The organism is Levilactobacillus parabrevis ATCC 53295, from assembly GCF_001434055.1.
Classification (GTDB): Bacteria; Bacillota; Bacilli; order Lactobacillales; family Lactobacillaceae; genus Levilactobacillus; species Levilactobacillus parabrevis.
Genome location: NZ_AZCZ01000001.1, coordinates 1 through 25,008, shown reverse-complemented (window position 1 = coordinate 25,008; position 25,008 = coordinate 1). Strand labels below are relative to the sequence as shown.

The following is a 25,008-nucleotide window of genomic DNA, read 5'->3' as shown; positions in this document are numbered from 1 at the left end:
AGGGAAACACCAAAAAAAATATACATTTTCGTTGAATAAGCGAATTTTATAAGCTTAGTAATTGAACGAATGGGAAGTAAGTGCTAACATGTATAGTGTCTGTTTTATACGGATATCTATAAAATTTAAGAAAAGAGGAGTTACGATGTCAGGACATTCTAAATGGCATAACATCCAGGGCCGGAAAAATGCTCAGGATGCAAAGCGTGGAAAAATCTTCCAAAAAATCTCACGTGATTTGTACCAAGCTGCAAAAGCAGGTGGTCCTGATCCCGACGGTAACCCTCAACTTCGTTTGGAAATGGACAAGGCGCGGGCAGCTAACATGCCTAAGGACAACATCAAGCGGGCTTTAGATAAAGCTTCTGGTCTTGGTGGCGCTAAGTTCGAAGAAATTACCTACGAAGGTTACGGTCCAGCTGGGACGGCGATCATGGTTGCTGCTTTAACGGACAATAAGAACCGGACGGCTGCGGCTGTTCGTTCTGCCTTCACGCACCATGGCGGCTCACTTGGTGCAGCGGGTTCCGTTTCATACATGTTTGATCGGAAAGGTTACATTGTAATCTTGCGCGACGGTCTGGACACGGATGAAGATACGATGTTGATGGATGCACTTGATGCCGGGGCGGACGACATGGAAACCACGGATGAAGAATTCAAGATTTACACGGATCCTTCGAGTGAAATTGCAGCACGTAATGCTTTACAAGACAAAGGCTACAAGTTGGACACTGCCGAAGTTCGGATGTTCCCTCAAAACACGACTGAAGTACCAGAAGCCAAGGCTTCTCAATACCAAGGTCTGATTGAAGAACTGGAAGACAACGACGATGTTTCCGATATTTACGAAGCCGCAGTCTTACCTGAAAGCGTTGAATAAGCGTTTTTAGCCAAATAAATTGAGTCGATGAACCCGTTATCAGGCCTAGCCTGGTGGCGGGTTTTTGTGTGTCACGATAAAAAATAATCTTGCATTCTGAATGGGGGACGGGTAAACTCCATAAATGTGGCTGAAAGGTGAGCCATATTTTTTAAAGCATATGCAACATGCCATATACTAATTTAGCCAGTGGTTAATTAGCAATATAGTATCATTGCACTGCAATACAACATGCCATATACATTTTACGGCATGCAGAGGAGTGTTGAGGATGAAACGCATCAAACATAAGTATCTGATGGGCGGCGTGCTCGCTGCGGGACTGGTTCTGCCGGTCGTTTGCGCGGGACTCGTGATCCATTCGTTCTGGGATCCTTTTGGCCAGACGGCGAAGTTACCGGTTGCCGTGGTCAATGAGGACCAGCCCGTCACGTACCAGGGGAAACGCATGGCGGTTGGCGAACAGGTCGTCAGTCAACTTAAAAATAATCATAAATTGGGCTGGCGCTTTCTTTCGGCGAAGGAAGCTGCGGACGGGATGAAGCATAACCGCTACTATACGGTCGTGACGATTCCCAAGAACTTTTCGCAGCGCGCAACTACGGTGACGGATCACCACCCACAACAGATGAAACTGAGTTATGCGACCAACGATTCGCTTAATTATATCGGGGAAATCATCAGCGAGACGGGGGCGACCCAATTGAATTCTGCTGTGAAGCGTGCCGTGACCAAGGCCTATGCGTTAAGCATGTTCCAGCAGATCAAAGCGAGTGGTCAAGGCTTCCAGACGGCGGCCAAGGGGGCAACCCAGCTGAAAGATGGAACGGTGACACTGGCTGATGGGATGAATACGTATACGACCGGTGTAACGAAAGTCAAGGATGGTCTCTTACAACTGTCGACCAAGGTTCAGCAATTGCCGACTGGCGTTAATCGGCTGGCAACCGGCGCCAATAAGTTAGCGACGGGCCTGCAGACATTACAGGCTAAGACGCAGCCGCTTGCGAGTGGCGTGGCACAATTGGACAGTGGTGCCGGTAGATTGGCAAGCGGGTCCAAACGGGTCACAACAGGGCTCCAACAGCTCTCGGCCAAGACCGGACCACTAGCGGCAGGTGTACAGCGTTTGGCGACGGGGTCTGGTCAAGTGACGGATGGTCTGCGGCAGGTGTCCGCTAAAACGCAGCCACTTGTTGACGGCGTCACGAAACTAGATGACGGATCGGCGCAGGTTACGGCTGGCTTGGAAAAACTAAATAGCAAGACTGGTGCTTTAGCCTCCGGGGTCGTTCAGTTGGCGGATGGTAGCCAAGCCTTGGCAGTTAGCACGACCCAGTACGTGAACGGCGTCTATCAGGTGCACACGGGGTTACAAGCGTTGGATACGAATGGTAAGACACTGGCTGCGTCGGTACAAGCTTTGGCCGATGGGGCTTCTGGGTTATCGGCGCAAGTCTCTGCGGGTCAGTCGGGTATTAATGAATTGAGTGGTTCAGTTAAGCAATTGGTGACTGCGTCTACGACTGGCGCGGCTGGTCTTCAAGCAAAGGGGCAGCAGCTTCAAGACCAGTTGAAGTCGGATTTGACGACATTAGGGACTGCCATTGGCGGTTCGTCAGTGGCAGCGACGAAGGTTGCGACAATCCAATCTGAGTTAAAACAATTGGATGACACGTCGACCACGGCTTCTGACGATGCCACGGCTCAGGCCGCCAACAAGTTAAAAACGGCGGTTGCCCAGATTGATTCCGACAGTCAGTCTGGTGACCAGTCAGCGGGGATGACCCAATCGCAAATTGATGCCAAGGTGGCCTCTGTTGCTAGTGCGACGAAAATGACGGCCGATCAGAAGGCGGCGATGACTTCGGCACTCGCAGGGGCGGGGCAAACGAAGCCAGCAACGTCGACTTCATCTGCTAAAACCGCGGTTACCACGGCGGCTAATGAACTCGTCAAGGCAAGCGATGCACCTGCTACAACGGAAACGGCAACTGCTTCTCCGCAAACGGTAACGCGTCTGAAGCGGGCAGTAGCGGATTTGGCGGACGCGACATCGAGCAGTCAAGGTACCACCGCTGCAGCGGCGTTGCAGAAAGTTTTGGGGGATGCCACCGCGTTACAAACCTACTTTGAGCAGGTAACTGCAGCGATAGGGCAACAAAGTGCGGCCCTTAGTCAACTCAATGGTGCGGTTACAGGCAATGATGATTCGTTGGTCAAGAAGTATGCTAATTTAGTCAACGGTAGTCAGAAACTCTCGGCTAAATTAGCGGAGGCGAATGGTAAGGTCCCGGCATTCACCACGGGTATCGGTAAACTTCTTGCAGGAAGTGACCAGTTGGCCAGCAACGGGCCCGCCCTTATCACGGGGACGGCGCAATTGGCGGCTGGTACGCGACAGTTGAACGGTCAGGTGCCTACGCTGGTCACCGGTGTGAACGACTTGACGACCGGTTCTAAGCAGGTCTCCGGGGGCCTGCATCAATTGACCGGGCAGTTACCTACCCTGACTGGTGGTGTGACGCGCCTCGTCAATGGTTCGCTTCAAGTCACGAACGGGCTGGGGCTACTCAACGGACAACTTCCAGCTTTAACCGGTGGGGTCGGCCAACTCGTCGTTGGCTCCGGCCAGATGACGACCGGTTCCCAGCAGTTAGCTGGGGGCTTATCACAGTTAAATGGAAGAGTACCCGTTTTGGTGGCAGGTGTTTCTCAGCTTGCTAATGGCGGTAATCAACTCTCAAACGGCTTACACACACTGAATCAACAAGCGCCGCAGTTGGTAGCGGGAGTTGGCCAGTTAACGACCGGTTCCCAGCAGTTAGCTGCTAATTCACCGAAGCTAACGGCTGGCGCACGACAGCTCAAAGACGGTAATGGTAAGTTAGCCACCGCGCTTCAGGGTGGAGCGGATAAGGTTCAGGCAACGCCACTAACCAGTCGGACGGCAGCAATGTTTGCCTCACCGTCAGAGTTGAGTCACCAACGTTTCAGCTACGTGCCTAACTTTGGGCACGCCATTGCACCCTTCGTGGTGGCAATGCTGACGTTCCTGGGGCTGACGGCGTTGGTTGCTTGGTTTGACTACCGTCGGCAACTCCAAACACCCCGCCAGCTGGCAAACTTGACCGGGTGGGTCCTCTTACAATCACTGATTACCAGTGCGGGGATGGCTGTGATGCTTCACGCCGCGCAACCGTGGACGTTTATGGGACTGACCGGGTTATTTGCGCTCGCCGTTCTGGTAGTAGAACTAGTCCTTCGACTCTTCATGGGGCGGCTGGCCGTTCTGGTCGTGGGTGCGCTGTTCTTCCTGCAACTCTGTGTGGCAAACGGCATCTTCCCAGTTCAAACGGTGAAGACCCTATATGCACCATTGGCAAAGTTCCTACCGATGACTTACGCTAACTTGGGCTTGACTCAAGCTCTGAGTGGGACCGGGATTAGTCCCGCGGTTCTGACGATGGGTATTAGCGCAGCCGTGGTGATCATCGCCTTAGGAATTGGGTTGATCGGTCTGAAATTAATGAACCCGAAAAATTCCATGGCAGGTGAACGCCAGGAATAATAGGAAGATTTACTGAAATCTACGTCATCTTAGCGGATGCGTAGATTTTTTTTGCAAATAAAAATATATTTCGGCATTTTTTACGTAGTTAGTTAGAAAGGGCAGGAGATGAAACGTATGATTCAAAAGGTAATAACGGCGCTCTTGGCGGCGGCACGGACACAACGGGCCAGTGATATTTACGTCCTGCCACGGCAGACAGGCTATCAGATTAGGTTGCGACAATTGGGGGCAGTGACGACTTGGCGACAAGTGAATGCCCAGTTGGGTCGTCAGCTAATTACTTATTTTAAATTTCAAGCAAATATGGCCGTCAGCGAAAACCGGCGGCCTCAGGTGGGGGCGATGACTTGGCCGGGGCCACCAGAGCCACTGGAGCTACGGTTCTCAACGGTCGGGGATTATGTGGGCCGTGAATCGCTAGTGATTCGGGTGATTTATTCCTACCATACTGGGCAGATGGCCTATTTGGATGCGGCCCAGCCGCTGCGACTCCAGCAGTTAGCTCAGCGCCGGGGACTCGTCCTCTTTGCGGGGCCAACCGGCTCAGGGAAGACGACGACGATGTATACGATTGCCCGTGAATTAGCGGCCACGGTCCTCACGATTGAGGACCCCGTTGAGATCAAGGAGGCGGACTTCATCCAACTGCAGGTCAATGAGGTTGCGGGGATGGACTACGAGGCCCTGGTCAAGGTGGGGTTACGGCACCGGCCAGATGTCTTCATTATTGGGGAGATCAGGGATACGGTGACGGCTCAGGCGGCCGTGCGCGCAGCGTTGAGTGGCCATTTGGTCTTAACCACCGTTCACGCGCAGAGTGCCGGGGGTGCTATTCCAAGACTGACGGAATTGGGCGTACCGTTGGCGCAGTTACGACAGGTGTTGACGGGGAGCTGTTATCAGCGCCTGATTCCACGGCTTCAGGATGGCCCGGCCGTGCTCCTCGATATTTTAACCGGTGACCACCTTTGGCAAGCAACGAAGACAACCACGGAAAGGTGGCGACGTACACTTGAAGAAGCAGGTAAAGAACACACGATTTCGGTGGCAACGGTTCGGAAATTTCGGGAAGGGTAGGTGGCCCTTGGCGCAACAGCAACAGTTCTGTCAACTCTTGGCGGATCAGCTGGCAAGTGGTTTTTCTCTGCGAGAGGCGGTGAGTTTCAGTCAGGCGGCAAATAGTGGTTTGCCACGTGATGTTACGCAGATTGAGACGCAGCTGTTGGCGGGAACGGACTTTGTGAGTTGTCTAGCGCCGTATTTGCAAGCTAATGTGTATTTCCAACTACAATTGACAGCAACCTATGGCGAGCTTGCCACGGCGCTTCAACGGGTGGCGACACTATTGGGCCTGATGGCGACGCAACGCAAGCGATTCCATCAACTTTTGCTGTACCCGGTGGGGTTACTGATGGGGATGGCGGTGCTTTTCGTTACCTTAAAGGTCGGCATCTTACCACAGTTGCAGCAGGAGATTGACGCGCAGCCAGCCCCAGTTCTGTCCTGGCGGCACTATGTAGAAATCGGTGGTGGACTGGTCGCGATTGGCGGGTGTGTCTTGATGTGGCGCTGGTGGCGGCAGCAGACGACCCTGCATCTGGCCGCGTGGTGTCTGCGCATACCAGTAATTGGCCGGATCTTTCGCGCCTATTACGCCTACTACCTCACGGCCAACCTCAGCCAGCTCGTGGCGAGTGGGTTGAGTGTTAAACAAATGGTGGTAGTCTTACGGCAGTTGCCCCAGGCAGCCCTGCTGGCTCAATTGGCGATTGTGCTCGAACAGCAACTCCAATCCGGACACTCACCAGTGGGCTGGTTGCGTCAACAGGCCTACGTCCCACCACAGCTAGTCGTGCTATTGCAGAAGGGCAGTACGCAACCGCAACTGGCTCGTGAGTTAGAGGCTTACAGTCATCTGCGGTATCAGGAATTGGTTCGTCTGACAGAACGGGGGTTGGCCATGGTGCAACCGATCTTGTTGACAGTAGTTGCTCTTCTAATTGTCGGGGCTTACCTGAGCCTCCTTTTACCCATGTATGCTAATTTACAGGGGGTCACGCAATGAGCAAGCGGCATGGATTTACTTTGGTCGAAATGACGATTGTCCTCTTTATCATTTCACTATTGGTGCTGATTATTCTCCCAAACCTAAACGGCCAGCGACACCACGCCCAGGGAATTCATCGGCATGCGATGGAGACAGTGGTTCAGGGGCAGGTAACGGCGTATCTGGATGATCATCAGACGGCAACCCATGTGACCTATACCGCGTTGGAAGCCGGACGGTACCTGACACCACAACAGGTTAAGCAAGCCCAGCGTGAGGGCATTAAGATTCACGACGAGCATTCAGAAGATGCATCGTAATCGGCGAGGATTTACCCTCTACGAAACGCTGGTGGTCTTGCTGATTGTGGCGAGTTTGACCGTATTAGTAGGCTTTCAGGCGGTTGCGCAACGGCGAGCCACAGCGGAACAAGCTTTTTGGCCCGCATGGCAACAATTATGGACGGTGGGACGCCAAGTGGCGGTTGCCCGCAAAGAAACGGTGGGAATCTTTGTCGACCGAAAGACGGGGGAGGTCACGTTGACGCAGGGCCAAGCGCATCATATCTTTCGACGATTGATGCCACCGCCCGGTCTCCGCTGGGTCGATGGACGGACCGGTTGGGGGATCACGCCGCAGGGGCATGCGGATGCTTTTACCATGGAGTGGTATAGCACGACGCATCACGTCTGGTGGTATCAGACATTTCAGTTAGGAGGTGCATTGATCTATGTTGAAGCAACCAAGACGCGGCGACCACAACGGGTGGCTGCTTCCTGACGCCTTATTGGCATTGGGGATTGTGGCGCTAACGATTGGCCTGGCCCAGCAGACACTAATGGTGACCCAGCACGGCGAACGTGTCCGGACGGCCCAACTCCAGCGGGCTCGTGAGCAGCATGACCGGGCCTTACTCGCTTGGGCGGCTAGCCAATGAAACAACGTGCGGGCTTCACTTTAATCGAAGCGCTACTGGCGTTAGGAATTGCGGCGGGGATGTTTGTACTGGCCAGCGGGGTGGACCGCGTCCTGTTGCGACCACTTCGGCAGGATCCAGTGGCGTGGTATCAGATGGTGCAGGTCCTTGAGCAGCCCGGTCGCTACCGCGTTACTGACGTTGACGGTCGGCAGCTAAATTTACAGGATCAGCAAAAACAGGTTACCCGTGTCGTCTGGGTTGACCGCAAGCACGTACTCCGGCTAACCAATCAGAACCATCAGGGCTACTACCCCCTGCTACGGCGGGTAGAGGCCGTTCACTGGCACCTCACAAAATATCCGGGCTTGGTGCGCCTGAATCTAAAGCAGGAGCGATTACCTTGGCAGACGACGATTCTCGATTTACGCGGCGAGGGTTCCTGACGCTGTGGGCCCTCTTTTTCCTAGCAAGTGTCAGTCTAGTCTTGATTCTAGTTATGGCTGGTCAATCGGCACGCGAACAGTCGACTCATCAACTCATTAAAGACTATAATCGTTCGACTTCACAACTGAATCGGGGGTTTAGATCACCCCAACAAGCGTCAAAACCGCGTCTCAGAACGGTAAAACCCGCAGATTCGCGACAAAGATTGCTTGAATAACAGCCGAAAAATCGGTAGTATAGATAACGGATATGTTGTGTCATGCAAATTTCACAAGGAGGCGAAGCGTACTGTCACAAGAACAGACTGAAGCGCTCTTCAAGGTCATGGATGAATCAACCACGATCCTGCAAGAAGCGCTAAGCACATCTTATTTGGATGCGTTCGTTGAGACAGGGGATAACCTGCTCAATGGCCAAGTTCAGGTAGAAGACGGTCAGCCAGATACAGAGACTGCAGCGAAGTTAACCAAGTTGTATGCCCAGGTCGACTGGCAAAGTGACGATGCCGAAACGGTTCGCCGGGCGGTTCAATTAGCCATGCTCAAAGCGATTCGGGTAGATGAGATTCAAGCTAACCATCAGCTGACGCCGGACACGATTGCCTACATCATGGGTTACCTCGTGACTCGGTTGGAGAAAGACAAGCCAAAGTTGACGGTCACTGACCTGACGGTTGGGACGGCCAACCTGTTAACGGCGGTACTTTCACAACTCAAGGCTGTCGTTAAGGGTGACATTAAGGCGTATGGCGTGGACAATGATGATACCATGTTGGCCATTGCCCAGACGTCGAGTGACCTACAACGGTTACCAATCGAACTGATTCATCAGGATGCGCTCGAACAGTTGCTGGTGCCAGCAAGTGACCTGATTGTTGCCGACTTACCGATTGGGTATTACCCAATTGATGAGAATGCGGCGAACTATCAGACCCATGCGGCCACTGGCCATTCGTTCGTGCATCACCTGATGTTGGAGCAAGCTTTGAATCAATTAAAGCCGGGTGGTGTCGGCGTGTTCCTGGTACCTTCACAACTTTTCCAAACGGAAGAAGCGAAGGGCCTATTAAAGTGGTTAGCGGGAAACGCCTATCTGCAAGGGTTATTGAACCTACCAAGTGAGCTCTTTATGAATGTTAACGCCCAGAAGGCTATTCTGATTTTACAGAAGCCGGGCGCTGGCGCGAAGCAGGTTGAACAAGTAATGTTGGGCGAGTTCCCATCATTTAAAGAACAATCAGCATTTCAAAAGTTTGTTGCGGAAATCGTCCAATGGGAAGAACAAAACCTGCTGACGGACCGCTCATAAAAGGAGAAATTACCAAATGGGAAAATCATTAGCAATTAACGCCGGAAGTTCTACGTTAAAGTTCAAATTATTCCAAATGCCAGAAGAATCAGTGATCGCTGAAGGGGCCATTGACCGGATCGGTCTGGGTAACTCTTTGGTTGAAATCAAGTATGGTGATGGGGAAAAGTACAAGACGACCCAAGATGTTAACGATCACAAGGAAGCTATCCAATTAATGTTGGATCAACTGACTAAGTTGGAAATTATCACCGACTTCAACGAAATCACGGGTATTGGTCACCGGGTCGTTGCCGGTGGTGAAGAGTTCAAGGACTCCGCCGTTATTGATGACGATGTTTTACAAAAGATCAAGGACTTGGCTGAATATGCACCACTGCACAACCCGGCCGCTGCCATGGGGATCGAAGCCTTCAAGAAGATTTTGCCTAACGTGTTAAGTGTGGCTGTCTTCGATACGTCCTTCCACACGTCCATGCCAGAAGTGAACTACATGTATGCTATTCCTTACGAATACTACGAAAAGTTTGGTGCCCGTAAGTATGGTGCCCATGGGACGAGTCACCGTTACGTGGCCAACCGTGCCGCAGCAATGTTGGGCAAGCCACTCAAAGACTTGAAGTTGATCACGATGCACATTGGTGCTGGTGGGTCAATCACGGCCATCAAGGATGGTAAGTCATACGACACCTCAATGGGCTTCACGCCACTGGCTGGTATCGAAATGGCAACGCGTTCTGGGGATATCGATGCTTCCTTGGTCGCTTACCTGATGGAAAAGTTGAACATCGACAAGCCTAGCGACATGATCAACATCCTAAACAAGAAGTCTGGTCTGGTAGGGGTTTCCGGTGTTTCCGCTGATATGCGTGAATTGGAAGCCGTTCAAGACAAGAACCACCGTGCCAAGTTGGCTCGGGACATGTTCATCAACCGGATCGTGCGCTACGTGGGTGCTTACCTTGCTGAATTGGGTGGCGCTGACGCCATCGTCTTCACTGCCGGTGTGGGTGAAAATGATATCATGATCCGTCAAGAAGTCGCTGACAAGTTGACTTACTTCGGTATCGGTGTTGATCCAGAAAAGAACAACATTCGTGGGGTTGAACGTGACCTGAGTGTTGCCGGTTCTAAGATCAAAACGCTTTTGATTCCTACTGATGAAGAGTTAATGATCGTTCGGGACATCGAACGTTTACGTAAATAAATTAACGAGACATCCTCTCGGAGTTTCCGGGAGGATGTTTTCTTTCACCTGAAGTTGAATAATTATCACTTAAATTAATTTAAGTTGAATGAAATTCGTTTATACCAGTCGTTAGCGCTGTTTAGTTAGTCGAACTAACCAGCATTGGAACTGGCATTGGCCGGTCAGATGTGTATAATATATTTCAACAAAGGGGAGATTAAGATGAAAAAAAATCAAGCGAATACTAATCAGGAATTTTCCCGGGGACTTCAGAGTCGGCACGTCCAATTGATTGCTCTTGGGGGAACAATCGGGACGGGGCTGTTCTTAGGTGCTGGTCAATCCATTCATTTAGCTGGGCCCTCCATTATTCTGGCTTACCTTGCCACGGGGATCATGTGTTTCTTACTGATGCGTGCGCTGGGGGAATTGCTCCTGTCCGACCTGGAAGTTCACTCCTACATTGACTTTATCAAGCGGTACCTCGGTGACAACATGAGTTTCGTTGCCGGGTGGACCTACTGGATCTGTTGGATCACGATTGCCATGGCCGAAGTTACCGCTGCCGGTCAATACATGCAGTTCTGGTTCCCACACCTTCCTTCGTGGGTGACGGCGTTGACGTTGCTGGCCATTCTGCTAGCTCTGAACTCCGTTACGGTCAGCGCGTTTGGTGAAACGGAATTCTGGTTTGCCATCATTAAAATTGTCGCCATCGTGGCGTTGATTCTGGCGGGAGCTTACATGGTTGCGGTTCACTTTCCAACCCCCGTTGGTCACGCCAGTGTGACGAACTTAGCCAGCGGCGGATTCTTTGCCAACGGTGCCAAGGGCTTCTTCCTGTCCTTCCAAATGGTTCTATTTAGTTTTGTGGGGATCGAAATGGTGGGAATGACCGCTTCCGAAACGGCCAACCCTAAGAAGGTTTTGCCAAAAGCCATCAATGAAATTCCACTGCGAATCATTCTGTTCTATCTGGGGTCACTGTTGGCGCTGATGGCCATCTACCCATGGCAATCCATCTCGCCAACTAGCAGTCCCTTTGTTCAGGTCTTCAAGAACGTTGGTATTCAGTCGGCCGCTGCTGTTATTAACTTCGTTGTGTTGACGGCTGCCGCTTCGGCCTGCAACAGCTCGCTGTTTACGACTGGACGGATGCTCTTTTCCTTAACCTACAGTGGAGAAGGCCGCTTTTCCAAGCGGATGGGGACGTTATCCCGGGCACAGGTGCCAACGCATGCGCTGCGGTTCTCCACGCTGATCATTGCCGTTTCAGTCTTTCTGAACTTTATCATTCCGGGCCACGTTTTCGCCTTCGTGTCCAGTATCGCAACGACCTGCTTTCTCTTTATCTGGGGAGCCATCGTGGTCGCTCACATTAAGTACAAGAAGCAACAGACGCCATTGGAACGCAGCAACAGCAGCTTTAAGATGCCATTCTTCCCACTGAGTGACTACTTCATCCTGGCCTTTCTTGGGATGGTCGCCGTTGTCTTGCTGTTCCGGGTCGACACGTTAGTTGCCCTGATTGGCTCCATCCTCTGGTTGGTAGGCCTGAGCCTGGGCAAGCGATTTCGCGACCAACGCGTAGCCGCCAGCGCCATGGATTCTGATAAATAAACGGATAGGAAGCACCGCCAGAATACTGGTTGGTGCTTCTTTTTTTCGTAGGGGATGAGACCAGCGAAAATGATCGTGAAGTGCTACGATGAAAGTGGTGTTTGCGCGGTAAAACGCGGATAATAGAAATGTGAATGCAACGACTGGTGGCTAGCCCGAGTAGTAGACCCCGGTCACGAAATGACGGAACAACTTAAATGAGGTGTGAACATGAAAACTGTTAAAATTGCGGGACAAACGGTACCTGCTATTGGAATTGGAACCTGGCACATGGGGGATGACCCAGCGCAACGGGCGGCGGAGATCGCGGCTATTCAAGCCGGCATCACGGCTGGCGCACGGGTGATCGATACTGCCGAGATGTATGGCTCAGGCCGGGCTGAGAGCTTGGTCGGGGAAGCCCTACAGTCACTGGACCGTGATCAGCTCTTTCTGATTTCCAAAGTCTTGCCAGAAAACGCGTCTAAGCGTCGCATGGAAGCGAGCCTGGACGCCAGCCTGCAGCGACTGCGGACGGATCACGTTGACTTGTACCTCTATCACTGGCGGGGGAGTGTGCCGCTGGCTGAAACGGTGGCCGAGCTGCAACGACTCCAACGGACCGGTAAGATCCGGTCGTGGGGCGTCTCCAATTTTGATATTGCCGATTTACAAGAACTTTGGGCGCTTCCTGGTGGTGATCAGGCTGTAGCCAATGAGGACCTATACCATTTGGGAAGCCGCGGGTTAGATTACGCGGTACTGCCGTGGCAAGCTGACCACAACTTGCCACTGATTGCTTATTCTCCGGTTGCGCAGGGCGATTCGTGGGGCCAACACCTGGCTACTAATGCCACGGTCAAACGAATTGCGGTGGCGCATGATGTGACAGTCTACCAGGTGCTCTTAGCCTGGGCGATTCGCAATCCTCAGACGCTGGCAATTCCCCAGACCAGTTCGGTGGCACACATGACGCAAAATATTGCGGCCGGTGAGTTGACCCTGACGCCGACTGAATTGGCTGCGCTGGATCAGCAGTTTCCGCGACCAACGAAGAAGGAAGCACTCGATATTATTTAAGACGAGGAGTTATGATATGCAATACTTTACTTCAGATACACACTTTTTCCATAAAGATTTACTAGGCATGAATGATTTCGCACCGCGGCCATTTGCTAACGTGGACGAAATGAATCAGACCATCATTGATAATTGGAATGCGCGCGTTGCCCCAACCGATACGGTTTATCACCTGGGAGACATTGCGTTATATTTCACCCGACCAGCCATCAAATCCGATGAGGCTGTGGCGGATGTTCTGTCCCAACTGAATGGTCGCTTGGAATTGATCAAGGGGAACCACGACAGTCGGGCACTATTCAAGTACCTGGCGGCCCACAATCCCGTCGATCACGGGCAAGAAAAGTACACCTTCCATGATGTGGGGGCGCTGATCAAGTACGACCACCGGCAATACTACATGACACACTACCCCATGATGCTGGGCATTGTGAAACAGATCATCAATCTTCACGGGCATATTCACCACTACGCGGTCCCCGTTAAGGAAAATATCAACGTCGGCGTAGACACGCCAGAAACGCGTTACCTCAAGGAACAAGTCCCATTCGGTACGCCATTCTCTACAAGTGAGATTGAAGAAATGGTTGCGGGGAAGGCCAAGGAGTTTCAGGATAAGCAGTAAGTTGGGAGTCTTGAAGAATTCTGTAGAATGCGGTTAGAAAACAGGATATGGTAAAGATGGTGTTTGGATGTGAGGTGAAGATCGCCATCTGAGGCTGGCCAAGCGTTTATGGTAACGACCGGTTGAAATTTTTATCCTAGCCGAAGGTAGACTGGCAGAGCCCCGTGTCGGTGGCCTTGGCTGGGGTGCTTTCCCAGCCTAGTCCACTGGCCAAGAACGAGACTCGTGGGCTTGCGAGGCTCGTTCTTGCCCTGAAGACCGTTTCTCAGGCTTCAGGTCTGCCTCACGGGGTGGCACCAGTCTACCGTAGGCGGTCCGCCAGAAATTTCGATCAGCCCAAGGTAGCATTGCGCTTGACCGGGGCCCCTTGATGCCGTAGGATTAAACACAGTGTTAAGAGGAGCTAAGAGAGCATGGAACAGATTACCATCCTGCATACGAATGACTTACATTCCCACTTTGAAAATTGGCCACGGATTCGGCGCTACCTGGCAGCGGCTAAGGCCAGTGCCCAGGCGGCCGGGCACACCGTGTATACCTTTGATCTTGGGGACAACCTGGATCGTGTCCATCCCGTGACGGAGGCCACCAACGGTCAGAAGAACGTGGAACTGATGAATCAGATCGGCTATGATGCCGTGACCATCGGGAACAACGAGGGCCTGAGCTACATGCGCCCGCAGTTGGACCACCTCTATGACTATGCCAATTTTCCAGTGGTGCTGGGTAATCTGCTAACGAAGGATACCCACGAGCAGCCGAAATGGGCGATCGACCATCGGCTACTGACCACGGCCGCTGGCACGCGGGTCATGGTGCTGGGCTTAACGGCCCCGTACCAGTTGACCTATCCGCTGGCGGGGTGGTTGCCAATTCAGGTCGATGATGCCTTAACGCACCTGTTGACGACTTACGCTGACGACTTTGATGTCTGCGTGCTGTTGTCTCATTTGGGTGTGGACGTCGATCGGCAGATTGCTAAGCGCTATCCGCAAGTCAACGTGATTATTGGCAGTCACACACATCATTTATTTGTGAATGGGGAACAAGACCACCACAGTCTCTTAGCCGCGGCCGGTAAATTTGGCCGGTACGTGGGTAAGATCGAGCTTACGGTGGATACTAAACATGTGGTTAAGGCCGCAACGGCTAGCGTGGTGGAAACGGCCACCTTGCCGGAAGATCCGGCTGATGTTGCTGAGATCCAGGGGCTTCATGATCTGGGAACGGATATCTTATCCGAGCAGCGGGTCGCGGACCTGCCTGTCACGATGGAAGCCGATCTGACGGGCCAACCGCGGCTTGTTCGTGAGGGGCTTCACGCCATTGCGGAGTACGCTGGGACCCAGGCGGCTATTTTAAATGCTGGCCTGTTTCTGGAGGATCTGCCGCGAGGTGTGGTCAATCAGAATCAGCTGCATCAGATCTTACCGCATAATATGCACGTCATGACGGTCACCCTGAATGGGTACGACCTCTGGCGGTTGATTCAAGAATTCGAGATGGCACGGCTATTTCTGCGGCACTTTCACCAGAAGGGGATGGGCTTTCGCGGTAAAATTTTCGGGGAGATCAACTACCTGGGAATTGCCTACGACCAACAGACTCATCAGGTGACGTGGCGCGGAGAACCCCTGTCACCCAACCGGCAGTATAAGATTGCCGTTTTGGATCACTATTTATTTATTCCATTCTTCCCAACAATCTCCATCGTGGGTAAGAACGAGATACTATATCAAGACCTGTTACGGGAAGTGTTTGCCAAGTATCTGAGCACGCACTACCCTTTAGATAAAGACTAGAGAGGATGACGACGGTGGATCGCAAAGATTTAGAGGCACTCGTTGCCGAACAACGAGAAAGCCGGGAGCCTGCGGCAGAGGTCGTACGCGAAGATGATACGCACCTAACGATCAACGGCCACCCCTATGAAGTCGTGGCAAACGTCAGAGACGGTTTTGACTTCGCTGAGTTTGCCCGCCGCTTCAGTACGATTTTAAGCAAATTTGACTATATTGTCGGCGACTGGGGCTTTGAGCAGCTGCGGTTGAAGGGGTTCTACGCCGAGGACCGAGCTGGTGCCAAGCAGAATCAGATCGATGCCGTTCAGGATTATCTCTATGAATCCTGCAACTTCGGCTGTGCGTACTTCATACTGCATAATTTAGACGTTAAAGCGGCACCGAAGCCACGGCGTAGTCGTTCACGGCGGCGAAGTGGCAGTGGTAATAAGGCGGCCCAACAGAATCAGGGACAGAATCGATCACAGAACAAGCAGAACCAGCCCCAGCATCAGTCTGCCGAAAAGGCTACGGCCAAGGCGACTAATGGTAATCGTGGTGGCAGTGGTCACAATCGCAATACGACTAATCCGGTCAATAGTAAAACAACGACACATAACAATACGACTAGTAATAGCAGTCATACGGGCAACAGTAATGGCACGGCCCCTAATGGGAGTCATCGGCGGCGTTCACGGCATTCACGTCACCGGAACAATACGAATCATCCGTATACTGAAGAACGGCGCACCACGACGCAACCTAAGCCCGACGCTGGCAAGACAGTGACGGTCGCAACGGGTGGTCAGGGACGCCGGCATTTCACCATTCGGCAGAAAAAAGAGAATTAGGGAGAATTTGCAATGAAAAATTATCAAGCCTATCTAATCGACTTGGACGGTACCGTTTATGCGGGGAGCAAGCGCTATCCCAAGGCCAAAGCCTTCGTGGAACGTTTGCAGGCGGCCAAGGTGCCCTTTAAGTTTGTCACGAATAACACGACGAAATTGCCCGTGGACGTTGTGGCAAACTTAGCAGATAACCACGACATTCACGTCAATACGGACAACGTCTATACGGCGGGCCTCGCAACCGCAGACTTCTTGGACGAACGGGCTGGTGAGACCGGTAAGCGGACCGTTTATGTGGTCGGCGAAATTGGATTGAACCAGGCACTTGCGGCTAAAGGATTCACGGTGGACGAGGAACATCCCGAGTACGTGGTCGTGGGGCTTGATAGTGATGTGACTTACGAAAAATTTGCCAAGGCTATTCTGGCGATTCGCAGTGGGTCAACGTTCATTGGGACGAACTCGGATTCCAATATTCCTAAGGCCCGGGGACTGATGCCCGGAGCGGGTGCACTGGTCGACCTCGTGCGTTATGCCACGCAGACGGAACCCATCTTCGTGGGGAAGCCGGAGCCGATTATTTTGCAAAACTCACTGGAATTGATGGGGATCGCGCCTGAGGATGCCTTGATGGTGGGCGACAACTACCAGACGGATATTCTCGCCGGGATTCACGCTGGGGTGGATACACTTCTGGTCTACACGGGAGTCTCCACGCCGGAACAGGTGGCGCAACAGGCGATTCAACCGACCTATACCATCCCGAACCTGGATCACTGGGACATCGAGGTGGGGCCAGTTGACTAAGTGGCAACGCGGCGTTGGGTTAACAGCGCTGATTTTATTGTTGCTGACGTTGAGTATCTTTTTGACGATCAACGCGGTCTGGCTGTATCGGTTGGACATTCATTGGCTTAAAATTTCTCAAACGGTCCAAATGACGCCGCAAAAGATTATGCATAACTATTATCAGATGCTGGGTTATTTGGAGTTGCCGTGGGTGACGGATCTTAAGATGAGTGACTTTCCCACGTCGTTTACGGGGATGGTTCATTTTCATGACGTGAAGCAACTGTTCTTGGTGAATAACGTCGTGCTCCTGGTGAGTATTTATCCAGCCGTGTGGTATTTCCGACGGTTGAAACGCTACGGGGAGCGGTGGCGGTTGATTCGGCCTATGCAGGTAGCAACGGTCATTCCGATTGTGTTGGCGGCAGTGATGGCGGTGGACTTCAACGACTTCTTTATTGATTTCCACAAGATTCTCTTCCGCAACAATGACTGGCTGTTCGATCCGAGTCTGGACCCGATTATTACGGCGCTACCGGACACGTTCTTTCTCCACTGCTTTGTTATGGCGTTTGCCTTGTTCGAGGCGGGGCTGATTTGGCTGTATTGGCTGGGACGGCAGTCGTTTAAGCATGCTGGAGAATAAAACTTATAAAAAATAAAATCGCAACTGACAATTTTTGTCGGCTGCGATTTTTGTTATATTTGATGGTTTCGTCGAAAGTCGCTGGGACTAGTGTGCATACAGGCTGAAAATTTCCGGCTGAGATAGTAGCCATCGGAATAACCGGCTTTGACGGCAACTGTGTCAATGGGGAGATCAGTGGTAATTAGGAGTTGTTGAACAGCCCGTAGCTTGAGTCTTTCCAGGTGTTGAACGGGTGTAATGCCCGCTTCTGATTTAAATCGGCGAGAGAAGTATGCTGAACTCCAGCCAATCTCGCGGGCGACTTCGTTAATTGTGATTTGATCTTGATAGTGGTTCGCCATGAAGGTCACAGCTTCTCGAATAGCTGCGGAATGAATGGTGGGGTGGTGCTGCTCAAACAATTTGCGATACAATTCGGTATTGAAGATGTCTGCCATAAAATGGTTCTGTAAGGCCGCCACTTCAGCAGAAGGACAGTACTCTAGTTGTCGTAGGTAGGAGCAATCTTCCAAGATGCGGGCGTTGGCCTGCGCAAAGTGTCCACTTAAGTCTTGGTCTTTGAAAAAATGCGAAGTGAAGGTGAACCGGACGAAGTGGAAGGTGAGGGGATGGATGACCTCACGTTTAAATTCAACTTGCGGTGGACACAGAAGAATGGTTGCACGATGGGCTTCGCCAGCTTGATCACCGATTTGATAATTGCAATCGCCATCCTCAATTACATACATGACCCAGAAATTTTCTGTGTCGGAGTGCAAGAGGAAATGGGGCTTTTCCTGCCAAAAGGTGTATTGATTGGTTTCAATTGTGAGCATGTGAACACCACCTTTCTGAAAACTAATCAATGTCAAAAAAAGATAAATAAGTGTCAAAAAAGGAAATTGTAAGCGCTATCACACACATCCATAATAATAGACGTAAGCTAAATAAACAAGGGGATGTGAAACTTATGGAAAGTTGCTCACAAACTTTTGACATTGTCGTTGTTGGTGGTGGCCTAGCCGGGGTATGTGCCGCAATCAGTAGTGCGCGGGTAGGCTGTCACGTGGCGCTTGTTCAAAATCGTAGTGTACTAGGTGGGAACTCCAGTAGTGAAATTCGCGTGTGGGTTGGCGGTGCCTCGAAACACGGTATTAACCGATATGGCCGAGAGACAGGGATAATGGGGGAGTTGTTTGTTGAAAATCAGTATCGTAATCCAGATGGTAATCCCTATCTCTGGGATTTGTTACTCTTGGAAAAGGTCCGTACGGAAGCAAATATCGACTTGTTTCTGAATACGGAGATTTTACAGGTCAGTATGCACGATGAACACACGGTAGCGGCAGTTACGGGATTCGTTCAAGGTTCCGAAACACAATTAACTTTCAGGAGCGATTACTTCATCGACTGTACCGGTGATGGCTTGATTGCTTTTAATGCTGGCGCCGAGTTTCATCTTGGCAGAGAAGCGCGAGCTACTTTTGGAGAATCCTTAGCGCCAGAGGTGGCTGATCAGAAATTATTAGGAAGTTCGATATTCTTCTACACAAAGGACGTCGGGCATGCCGTGAAGTTTACCAAGCCGTTCTTTGCCAGAGACATTACGAAGACTGAAATCGTTAAAAGCCGAGTCATCAAAAAGGATGATAACGGGTGTGCTTATTGGTGGATTGAATGGGGCGGTGACCACGACGTTGTCCATGATAATGAAAGTATCCGTGATGAATTACAGGCGGCAGTTTTTGGAATCTGGGACTATATTAAAAACTCTGGTAAGTATGATGCGGATAATTTGACGCTAGAGTGGGTTGGTTCCGTTGTGGGAAAACGAGAATATCGCCGTTTCCTGGGTGATTATATGTTGTGCCAGCAAGATATTGAAGAACAGACAGACTTCAAGGATAAAGTTGCTTTTGGTGGGTGGTCAATTGATATTCATCCATCTTCTGGGATGTATACCAAAGAAGCTGGCACGGAAGACTCTGTCCCAGACGGCCTTTATCATATTCCCTTGCGATCCCTGTATTCCCGAAATATCCATAATCTGTTCCTAGCAGGTAGGGATATCAGTGTGAGTCACGTTGCTTTCGGGTCAACTAGAGTTATGGCAACCTGTGCGATTGGTGGACAGGCAGCAGGACTAGCTGCGGCTTTTGCTTTCAGTCGGCAGATTCAGGCAGGAGATATTTATCGTGAGCACTTAACGGAATTTCAGAGCCTAATGTTACGTGAAGACAGTTCTATCCTGGGGTTAAGTGTTCCAGATCCAGCAGATTTAGCACAACAGGCTGTGGTGACGGCTAGCCAGGTATTAACGCAAATCAATACCTATAGCGAGGATAGTCTGCCATATCCACTAGAGAAGCCAGTGGCATTTACTTTTCCGGTGAATCCTAGGATACATGGTTTAGATTTGATGGTGAACACTGAGCTTGGTGGTAATCTTTCAGTTAGTTTTTACCAAACCGGTAAAGGTCAAAACTATATTCCAGAAGAGCTACTTAAAACGATTACGGTACCGGTTGTTGCGGGGACACATGACTGGGTGACGATTCCCTTTGAATGGCAGCCGGACCACCCACTGAATATTTTTGTGGTTGTCAGTGGGGAACCTGGCCTGGCACTGATGGTTAGTGCGCATGAGTACCAGGGGGTCCTGAGTTTTATCAACGAGCCCGTTGGAGAATTGAAGCAACCGAAGCTCCACCACTTTGTGCGAACGAGTCCGATTCTTGAGTGGACCAATCAAAAGTTCAATCGGCATAACTTCGTCTTTAGAGTAGCTGATACAGAAGCGTTTGCGGCAGGAAATTTGACGAATGGCTACTTGCGACCGTTTGCTGGCCCCAACATGTGGGTAGCACCATTCCGTGGGGAGCCGGAAGATGTGACGTTAACTTGGTCGGCCGCGCAACAAATTCAGGAGATTCGGTTAACTTTAAATGACGATGTGAATGAAGATCTCATCAATCTTCACCATCATCGGACGGATTTTCCGGTGATTCCAGAGTTGTTGAAAGACTTTACGGTGGATTATCTGACGGATACCGGGTGGCAAACAATTGAGACGATTCAGGGTAACCGACAGCGGCACCTTATCCTCCGGTTACCAACGGCAATTACGACAAAGGCGCTGCGAGTTCGAGCATTGACGACTAATGGGAGTGAACAGTTCTCTTTAGTAGAGATTAGGGCGTACGCAACGATTCAGAATTTGACTAAAGGAGTGAACGGTCATGAAAGAGTCTAAGGAAGCCACGGCGGTTAAAGCAAAACCAAAGCTCTCGACACATATTAGGTATGTCGTCCTCGCGTTGATTTTTGTTAATATCATTATTAACTATATGGATCGAACCAACGTTTCAATTGCGATGCCTGAGATGGCCAAGGACATCGGTTTGTCAACGGTGCAACAGGGACTGATTTTTTCGGCATTCGGCTGGATCTATGCTGCGATGCAGATTCCTGGCGGGATTTTACTGGATAAACTGGGATCACGGATTACATACACTATTAGCCTATTCTTTTGGTCAGTAATCACGGTATTCCAGTCGATGGTCGGAAACTTTGGTCAGTTGCTGGGGCTGCGACTGGGGATAGGGTTCTTCGAAGCGCCGGTTATGCCAGCAAACAACCGGGCAGTCTCCTATTGGTTCCCAGATGATGAACGGGGAACAGCGATTGGGATATACTCTTCAGCACAATTTTTAGGGCTCGCTTTTTCTACCCCAATCTTGTTTGCAATTCATAAGAGTATCGGTTGGCAAGGACTCTTCATTGTAACTGGGGTTATTGGGATTATTTGGTCAATCGTATGGTATGTTATTTACCATGATCCACAAAAGAGTCGGTGGATTGGGGCAGATGAGCTTGAATACATTCAAGCCGGTGGTGCCATCACGGAAGAAGAATTTATTAAGGAAAAGAATCAACAACCTAAGGCTAAGTTAACTTGGTCCAACGTTAAAAAGCTATTTAATCGTCGGCTGATTGGAATTTATATTGGGCAGTTTGCTATTTCAGGGACGTTCTGGTTCTTCCTAACCTGGTTCCCAACGTACTTAACGGAAGCTAAGCATATCAATTTCTTACAATCGGGGATGCTTTCAAGTATTCCTTATCTATCTGCATTTGCCGGGGTCATCTTGGCGGGCTATGTTTCTGACCGGTTGTTGAAAGGAAAGCATTCAGAGAGTTTTGCCCGTAAGTTACCAGTTATCACCGGGCTATTATTAACTTTGCTGATTATGGGTGCCAACTTTACGACTAATCCTGTACTTATCATTATGTTCATGTCGATTGCCTTCTTCGGTAATGGTCTGGCAACGATTACCTGGGTGTTTGTCACGGCGCTTGCACCTAAGGAATTGATTGGTTTAGCTGGCGGGATGTTTAACTTCTGTGGGGCGTTATCTTCTATCGTGGTCCCAATCGTCATTGGTTTCTTAGTTGCGAACGGGAACTTCTCCTCGGCCTTAGTCTTTATCGCCTTTATTGCGTTACTGGGTGCCTTATCTTATATCTTCATAGTAGGGAAGATTGATTTGCCAAAGACTAACGAAAATTAACCAAAAAAAGTTGGAACCGACATCGCTGTCGACTCCAACTTTTTAAATGCAATTATTTCAATTTAATCGTCTTCGGGAATTCGCTGGGGATTGGGACGGGACGTGTGACGACCCTTGAGCCAACCCACAACGGCAGGAATCAAAGAAATAACGATGATTCCCAGAACGACTGCTGAGAAGTGTTCCTTGACGAAGGGAATGTTACCGAAGAAGTAACCTCCGCCACAGCAGATAAAGACCCAGGTCAGAGCGGCACTGACGTTGTACTTCAGGAACCGGCGGTAGGGAAATTGTGATCCCGCAGCGGTGAATGGTACGAACGTCCGGATGATCGGCATGAACCGACCCAGGAAGATGGCCAGTGGACCGTGCTTTCTAAAGAACTGTTCAGATTGTGCTAATTTATCCTTGTTGATCAGTCGGCCAAACCATGAGTGGTTAGACAGTGCGGCTCCGGCACGACCGCCGAGGTAAAAGTTCAGCGAGTCCCCGCCAATCGCAGCGACTAGGAAAATAGCCACGAACAGCCAGATGTTCAAACCGTATGCCGGGTTAGCGGCCAGGGCAGCCGCCGCAAAGAGCAGTGAATCCCCCGGTAAGAAGGGCAGAATCACAGCACCAGTTTCCACAAAGACGATGGCAAACAAGATGAGGTAGGTTGAGCCACCAAAGGTATTGACGATGTTGACCAAGTGGTCGTCAATGTGGAGAACGAAATCAATTAAATAGGCCATTAAGGTGCTCCTTAGTTGTTATTTGATAATACTCACATTGTAGGAGTTTTTGACGCCAATGTCAGCAGGTCGGGTGAAGCTTAACAAAATTGTCATAATTATTTGAAGGGGGTGTCCTGTTCGCCAGCATCATCGTGGGCCAACCGAGCCGCCCCCGCTGCGGCGATTGCGCCGACTAGGTCGTCCAAGAAAGTATGAATGATCCCGGGTTCATGTGCGTTGAGCTTGGCGAGAATTCCTGGCTTCGTCCGGTCAATGTAGCCGTAATTGGTAAAACCGATGGAGCCGTAGAGGTCGACAATTGAGAGTGCCATGGTTTCGTCGACACCGTAGAGACCTTCGTCACGTTCAACGATCGTTTGAAGAGGCTCCATGAGCGTGTGGTGTTCGGCAGCGATATCGAGTTGAATTCCGGTAATCACAGCGTTTTGGACTTCACGTTTGTTTAAGACGGTTTGAACGCTATGTAAGGCCATCTCCGGGGAGAGATCTTTAATGTAGTCCTTTTGCAGGTAAATCACGAGGTCGGCGATATCTTTCAGATCAACGCCTCGTACGTTAAGGAGATCAATTGTCCGTTGGCCGTAAGCTGTGGTTGGTTTAATCATTGTGTAACTTCCTTTCTTCTTACTATTAGGTATATCTAGTATAGCACCAGTGACATCAGTTGCATTTTTCCCGTTAGGCGGTGATAATAGATGACTAGGTAATGTTTGAAAAGATATGGAGGATAATTATGACAAAGTTTCCACAAATTGATTTGGCTAACGCCAGGGGTCCACAAGTAACGATTGAAACGTCCATGGGGACCATTCAGCTGCAACTCTTCCCCGAACAAGCACCAAAGACGGTTGAAAACTTTGTAACGCACGCCAAGGCTGGTTACTACGATGGGATGACCTTCCACCGTGTGATCCCAAACTTTATGATTCAAGGTGGGGATCCGACTGGTACGGGAATGGGTGGCGAAAGTATCTGGGGCCAACCATTCGAAGACGAGTTCTCACCAGAGTTGTATAACTTACGTGGGGCTTTATCCATGGCCAATGCGGGTCCTAATACGAATGGTAGTCAATTCTTTATTGTTCAGGATAAAGATATGACGCCACAAATTCAGGGTCAGATGAAGGATGCTGGCTTCCCTGAAGAGATCGTTAAAGCTTACGAAAAAGGTGGGACACCATGGCTGGACTTCCGGCACACGGTGTTCGGCCAAGTGATTACGGGGATGGATGTGGTTGACGCGATTGCTGCAGTCAAGACTGATGCTAGCGATCAACCTGCAACCCCAGTTACGATGGACAAGGTTACGGTCAGCGAAGACTAACTGACTGGTCGCAAAGATAGGAGGCGTGGCGATGACGTTTAAAATTGGTCAGAGGGTAACGGGACGGATTACAGGAATCCAACCGTATGGCGCCTTCGTTAGTCTCGGCGGTCACCGTCAAGGCTTGATTCACATCTCGGAGTGTCATTGTGGTTACGTCAAAGACATTCACGATTATTTAAAGGTTAATCAGGAAGTGAACGTGGTCGTTCTTGATATTGATGAGTTCACAGGTAAGATTAGTCTATCGTTGCGGTGCCTTGAGCACGTCGACTTTGGGCCGGAACCGGATGAACATCAGCATCGGCACTATTGGACGAACCACCGGATCAACATTGGATTTAAGCCAATTGACGACCGTTTAGCGGGCTGGAAAGCCGAAGCGTTGCGGCATTTGGATCAAGAGAAAGCATCCTCATAAGGAGGGTGCTTTTATTTTTTGAAAAAATGCTTGACCAATCGTTGGATGATTGATAAGATATTACCTGTTGCTGTTTGAGACAGCCAATGCATAAATAACAAATTATTGAATAGTCATACAAATTTGAAATTAATGCTTGACGAGTTAAACAGCAACTGATAGAATGATTTATGTTGTCAAGACGTGCTTCATCCGTCATTCATTACTTCTTGGATGTTGAATAAATATTCAGAAAGTT

General features: G+C 50.5%; 24 protein-coding genes. 21 read left to right on the top strand and 3 right to left on the bottom strand.

Annotated elements, in window-relative coordinates:
* Positions 1–145: 145 nt before the first annotated feature.
* The 17 genes from FD07_RS00120 (at position 146) to FD07_RS00040 (ending at position 17,735) form a co-directional block, all read left to right on the top strand.
* Complete coding sequence (locus tag FD07_RS00120) at positions 146–883, top strand: YebC/PmpR family DNA-binding transcriptional regulator (protein ID WP_020088312.1); 738 nt, start codon at positions 146–148, stop codon at positions 881–883.
* A 271-nt stretch (positions 884–1,154) separates the two neighbouring features.
* Positions 1,155–4,454 (top strand): YhgE/Pip domain-containing protein, encoded by a 3,300-nt coding sequence (locus FD07_RS00115; protein ID WP_020088311.1) that lies wholly within the window; start codon positions 1,155–1,157, stop codon positions 4,452–4,454.
* Between the two features lie 117 nt (positions 4,455–4,571).
* Positions 4,572–5,534, top strand: coding sequence for a competence type IV pilus ATPase ComGA (gene comGA, locus FD07_RS00110; protein ID WP_020088310.1), 963 nt, complete (start codon positions 4,572–4,574; stop codon positions 5,532–5,534).
* Between the two features lie 7 nt (positions 5,535–5,541).
* Positions 5,542–6,522 carry a type II secretion system F family protein gene (locus tag FD07_RS00105; RefSeq protein WP_020088309.1) on the top strand — a complete coding sequence of 327 codons (981 nt, stop codon included), beginning with the start codon at positions 5,542–5,544 and terminating at the stop codon, positions 6,520–6,522.
* Entirely contained in the window at positions 6,519–6,824 is a 306-nt protein-coding gene (locus FD07_RS00100) for a prepilin-type N-terminal cleavage/methylation domain-containing protein (protein ID WP_020088308.1), read from the top strand. The genes FD07_RS00105 and FD07_RS00100 overlap by 4 nt, the downstream gene beginning before the upstream one ends.
* A complete protein-coding gene (locus FD07_RS00095; protein WP_020088307.1) occupies positions 6,814–7,284 on the top strand; it encodes a pilus assembly FimT family protein in 471 nt (156 codons plus the stop codon). Before FD07_RS00100 ends, FD07_RS00095 begins: the two co-directional genes overlap by 11 nt.
* Positions 7,235–7,441, top strand: coding sequence for a hypothetical protein (locus FD07_RS00090; RefSeq protein WP_020088306.1), 207 nt, complete (start codon positions 7,235–7,237; stop codon positions 7,439–7,441). Before FD07_RS00095 ends, FD07_RS00090 begins: the two co-directional genes overlap by 50 nt.
* A complete protein-coding gene (locus FD07_RS00085) occupies positions 7,438–7,866 on the top strand; it encodes a prepilin-type N-terminal cleavage/methylation domain-containing protein (protein ID WP_020088305.1) in 429 nt (142 codons plus the stop codon). Before FD07_RS00090 ends, FD07_RS00085 begins: the two co-directional genes overlap by 4 nt.
* Positions 7,867–8,116: 250 nt before the next feature.
* The gene (locus FD07_RS00080) at positions 8,117–9,175 is read left to right on the top strand and encodes an N-6 DNA methylase (RefSeq protein WP_051089585.1); all 1,059 of its coding nucleotides are present in this window, start codon (positions 8,117–8,119) and stop codon (positions 9,173–9,175) included.
* A gap of 16 nt (positions 9,176–9,191) precedes the next feature.
* Positions 9,192–10,382: an acetate/propionate family kinase gene (locus FD07_RS00075; protein ID WP_020088303.1), complete on the top strand. Its 1,191-nt coding sequence runs from the start codon at positions 9,192–9,194 to the stop codon at positions 10,380–10,382.
* Between the two features lie 204 nt (positions 10,383–10,586).
* Entirely contained in the window at positions 10,587–11,984 is a 1,398-nt protein-coding gene (locus FD07_RS00070) for an amino acid permease (RefSeq protein WP_020088302.1), read from the top strand.
* Between the two features lie 210 nt (positions 11,985–12,194).
* Positions 12,195–13,043, top strand: coding sequence for an aldo/keto reductase (locus FD07_RS00065; protein ID WP_020088301.1), 849 nt, complete (start codon positions 12,195–12,197; stop codon positions 13,041–13,043).
* 16 nt (positions 13,044–13,059) lie between these two features.
* Complete coding sequence (locus FD07_RS00060; protein WP_020088300.1) at positions 13,060–13,668, top strand: metallophosphoesterase family protein; 609 nt, start codon at positions 13,060–13,062, stop codon at positions 13,666–13,668.
* Between the two features lie 413 nt (positions 13,669–14,081).
* Complete coding sequence (locus FD07_RS00055) at positions 14,082–15,470, top strand: bifunctional metallophosphatase/5'-nucleotidase (RefSeq protein WP_020088299.1); 1,389 nt, start codon at positions 14,082–14,084, stop codon at positions 15,468–15,470.
* Between the two features lie 5 nt (positions 15,471–15,475).
* Positions 15,476–16,300: a YutD family protein gene (locus tag FD07_RS00050; RefSeq protein ID WP_020088298.1), complete on the top strand. Its 825-nt coding sequence runs from the start codon at positions 15,476–15,478 to the stop codon at positions 16,298–16,300.
* Between the two features lie 12 nt (positions 16,301–16,312).
* Positions 16,313–17,107 (top strand): TIGR01457 family HAD-type hydrolase, encoded by a 795-nt coding sequence (locus tag FD07_RS00045; protein ID WP_020088297.1) that lies wholly within the window; start codon positions 16,313–16,315, stop codon positions 17,105–17,107.
* Entirely contained in the window at positions 17,100–17,735 is a 636-nt protein-coding gene (locus tag FD07_RS00040) for a TIGR01906 family membrane protein (RefSeq protein ID WP_020088296.1), read from the top strand. The genes FD07_RS00045 and FD07_RS00040 overlap by 8 nt, the downstream gene beginning before the upstream one ends.
* 53 nt (positions 17,736–17,788) lie before the next feature.
* Here the strand turns inward: FD07_RS00040 and FD07_RS00035 are convergent, their stop codons facing one another.
* Positions 17,789–18,553, bottom strand: a complete 765-nt coding sequence (locus FD07_RS00035) for an AraC family transcriptional regulator (protein WP_020088295.1) — start codon at positions 18,551–18,553, stop codon at positions 17,789–17,791.
* A gap of 134 nt (positions 18,554–18,687) precedes the next feature.
* Here FD07_RS00035 and FD07_RS00030 point away from each other — a divergent pair, with 134 nt between their 5' ends.
* Positions 18,688–20,970, top strand: a complete 2,283-nt coding sequence (locus tag FD07_RS00030) for an FAD-dependent oxidoreductase (RefSeq protein WP_051089584.1) — start codon at positions 18,688–18,690, stop codon at positions 20,968–20,970.
* The gene (locus FD07_RS00025) at positions 20,957–22,288 is read left to right on the top strand and encodes an MFS transporter (protein ID WP_020088293.1); all 1,332 of its coding nucleotides are present in this window, start codon (positions 20,957–20,959) and stop codon (positions 22,286–22,288) included. The genes FD07_RS00030 and FD07_RS00025 overlap by 14 nt, the downstream gene beginning before the upstream one ends.
* Before the next feature lie 62 nt (positions 22,289–22,350).
* Here the strand turns inward: FD07_RS00025 and FD07_RS00020 are convergent, their stop codons facing one another.
* A complete protein-coding gene (locus FD07_RS00020; protein ID WP_020088292.1) occupies positions 22,351–23,022 on the bottom strand; it encodes a VTT domain-containing protein in 672 nt (223 codons plus the stop codon).
* Between the two features lie 98 nt (positions 23,023–23,120).
* Complete coding sequence (locus FD07_RS00015) at positions 23,121–23,630, bottom strand: phosphatidylglycerophosphatase A family protein (protein ID WP_020088291.1); 510 nt, start codon at positions 23,628–23,630, stop codon at positions 23,121–23,123.
* A 128-nt stretch (positions 23,631–23,758) separates the two neighbouring features.
* Between FD07_RS00015 and FD07_RS00010 the strand changes: the two genes are divergently transcribed.
* Positions 23,759–24,349 (top strand): peptidylprolyl isomerase, encoded by a 591-nt coding sequence (locus FD07_RS00010; protein ID WP_020088290.1) that lies wholly within the window; start codon positions 23,759–23,761, stop codon positions 24,347–24,349.
* 31 nt (positions 24,350–24,380) lie between these two features.
* Entirely contained in the window at positions 24,381–24,770 is a 390-nt protein-coding gene (locus FD07_RS00005; RefSeq protein ID WP_020088289.1) for a CvfD/Ygs/GSP13 family RNA-binding post-transcriptional regulator, read from the top strand.
* The last annotated feature ends 238 nt before the right edge of the window (positions 24,771–25,008 follow it).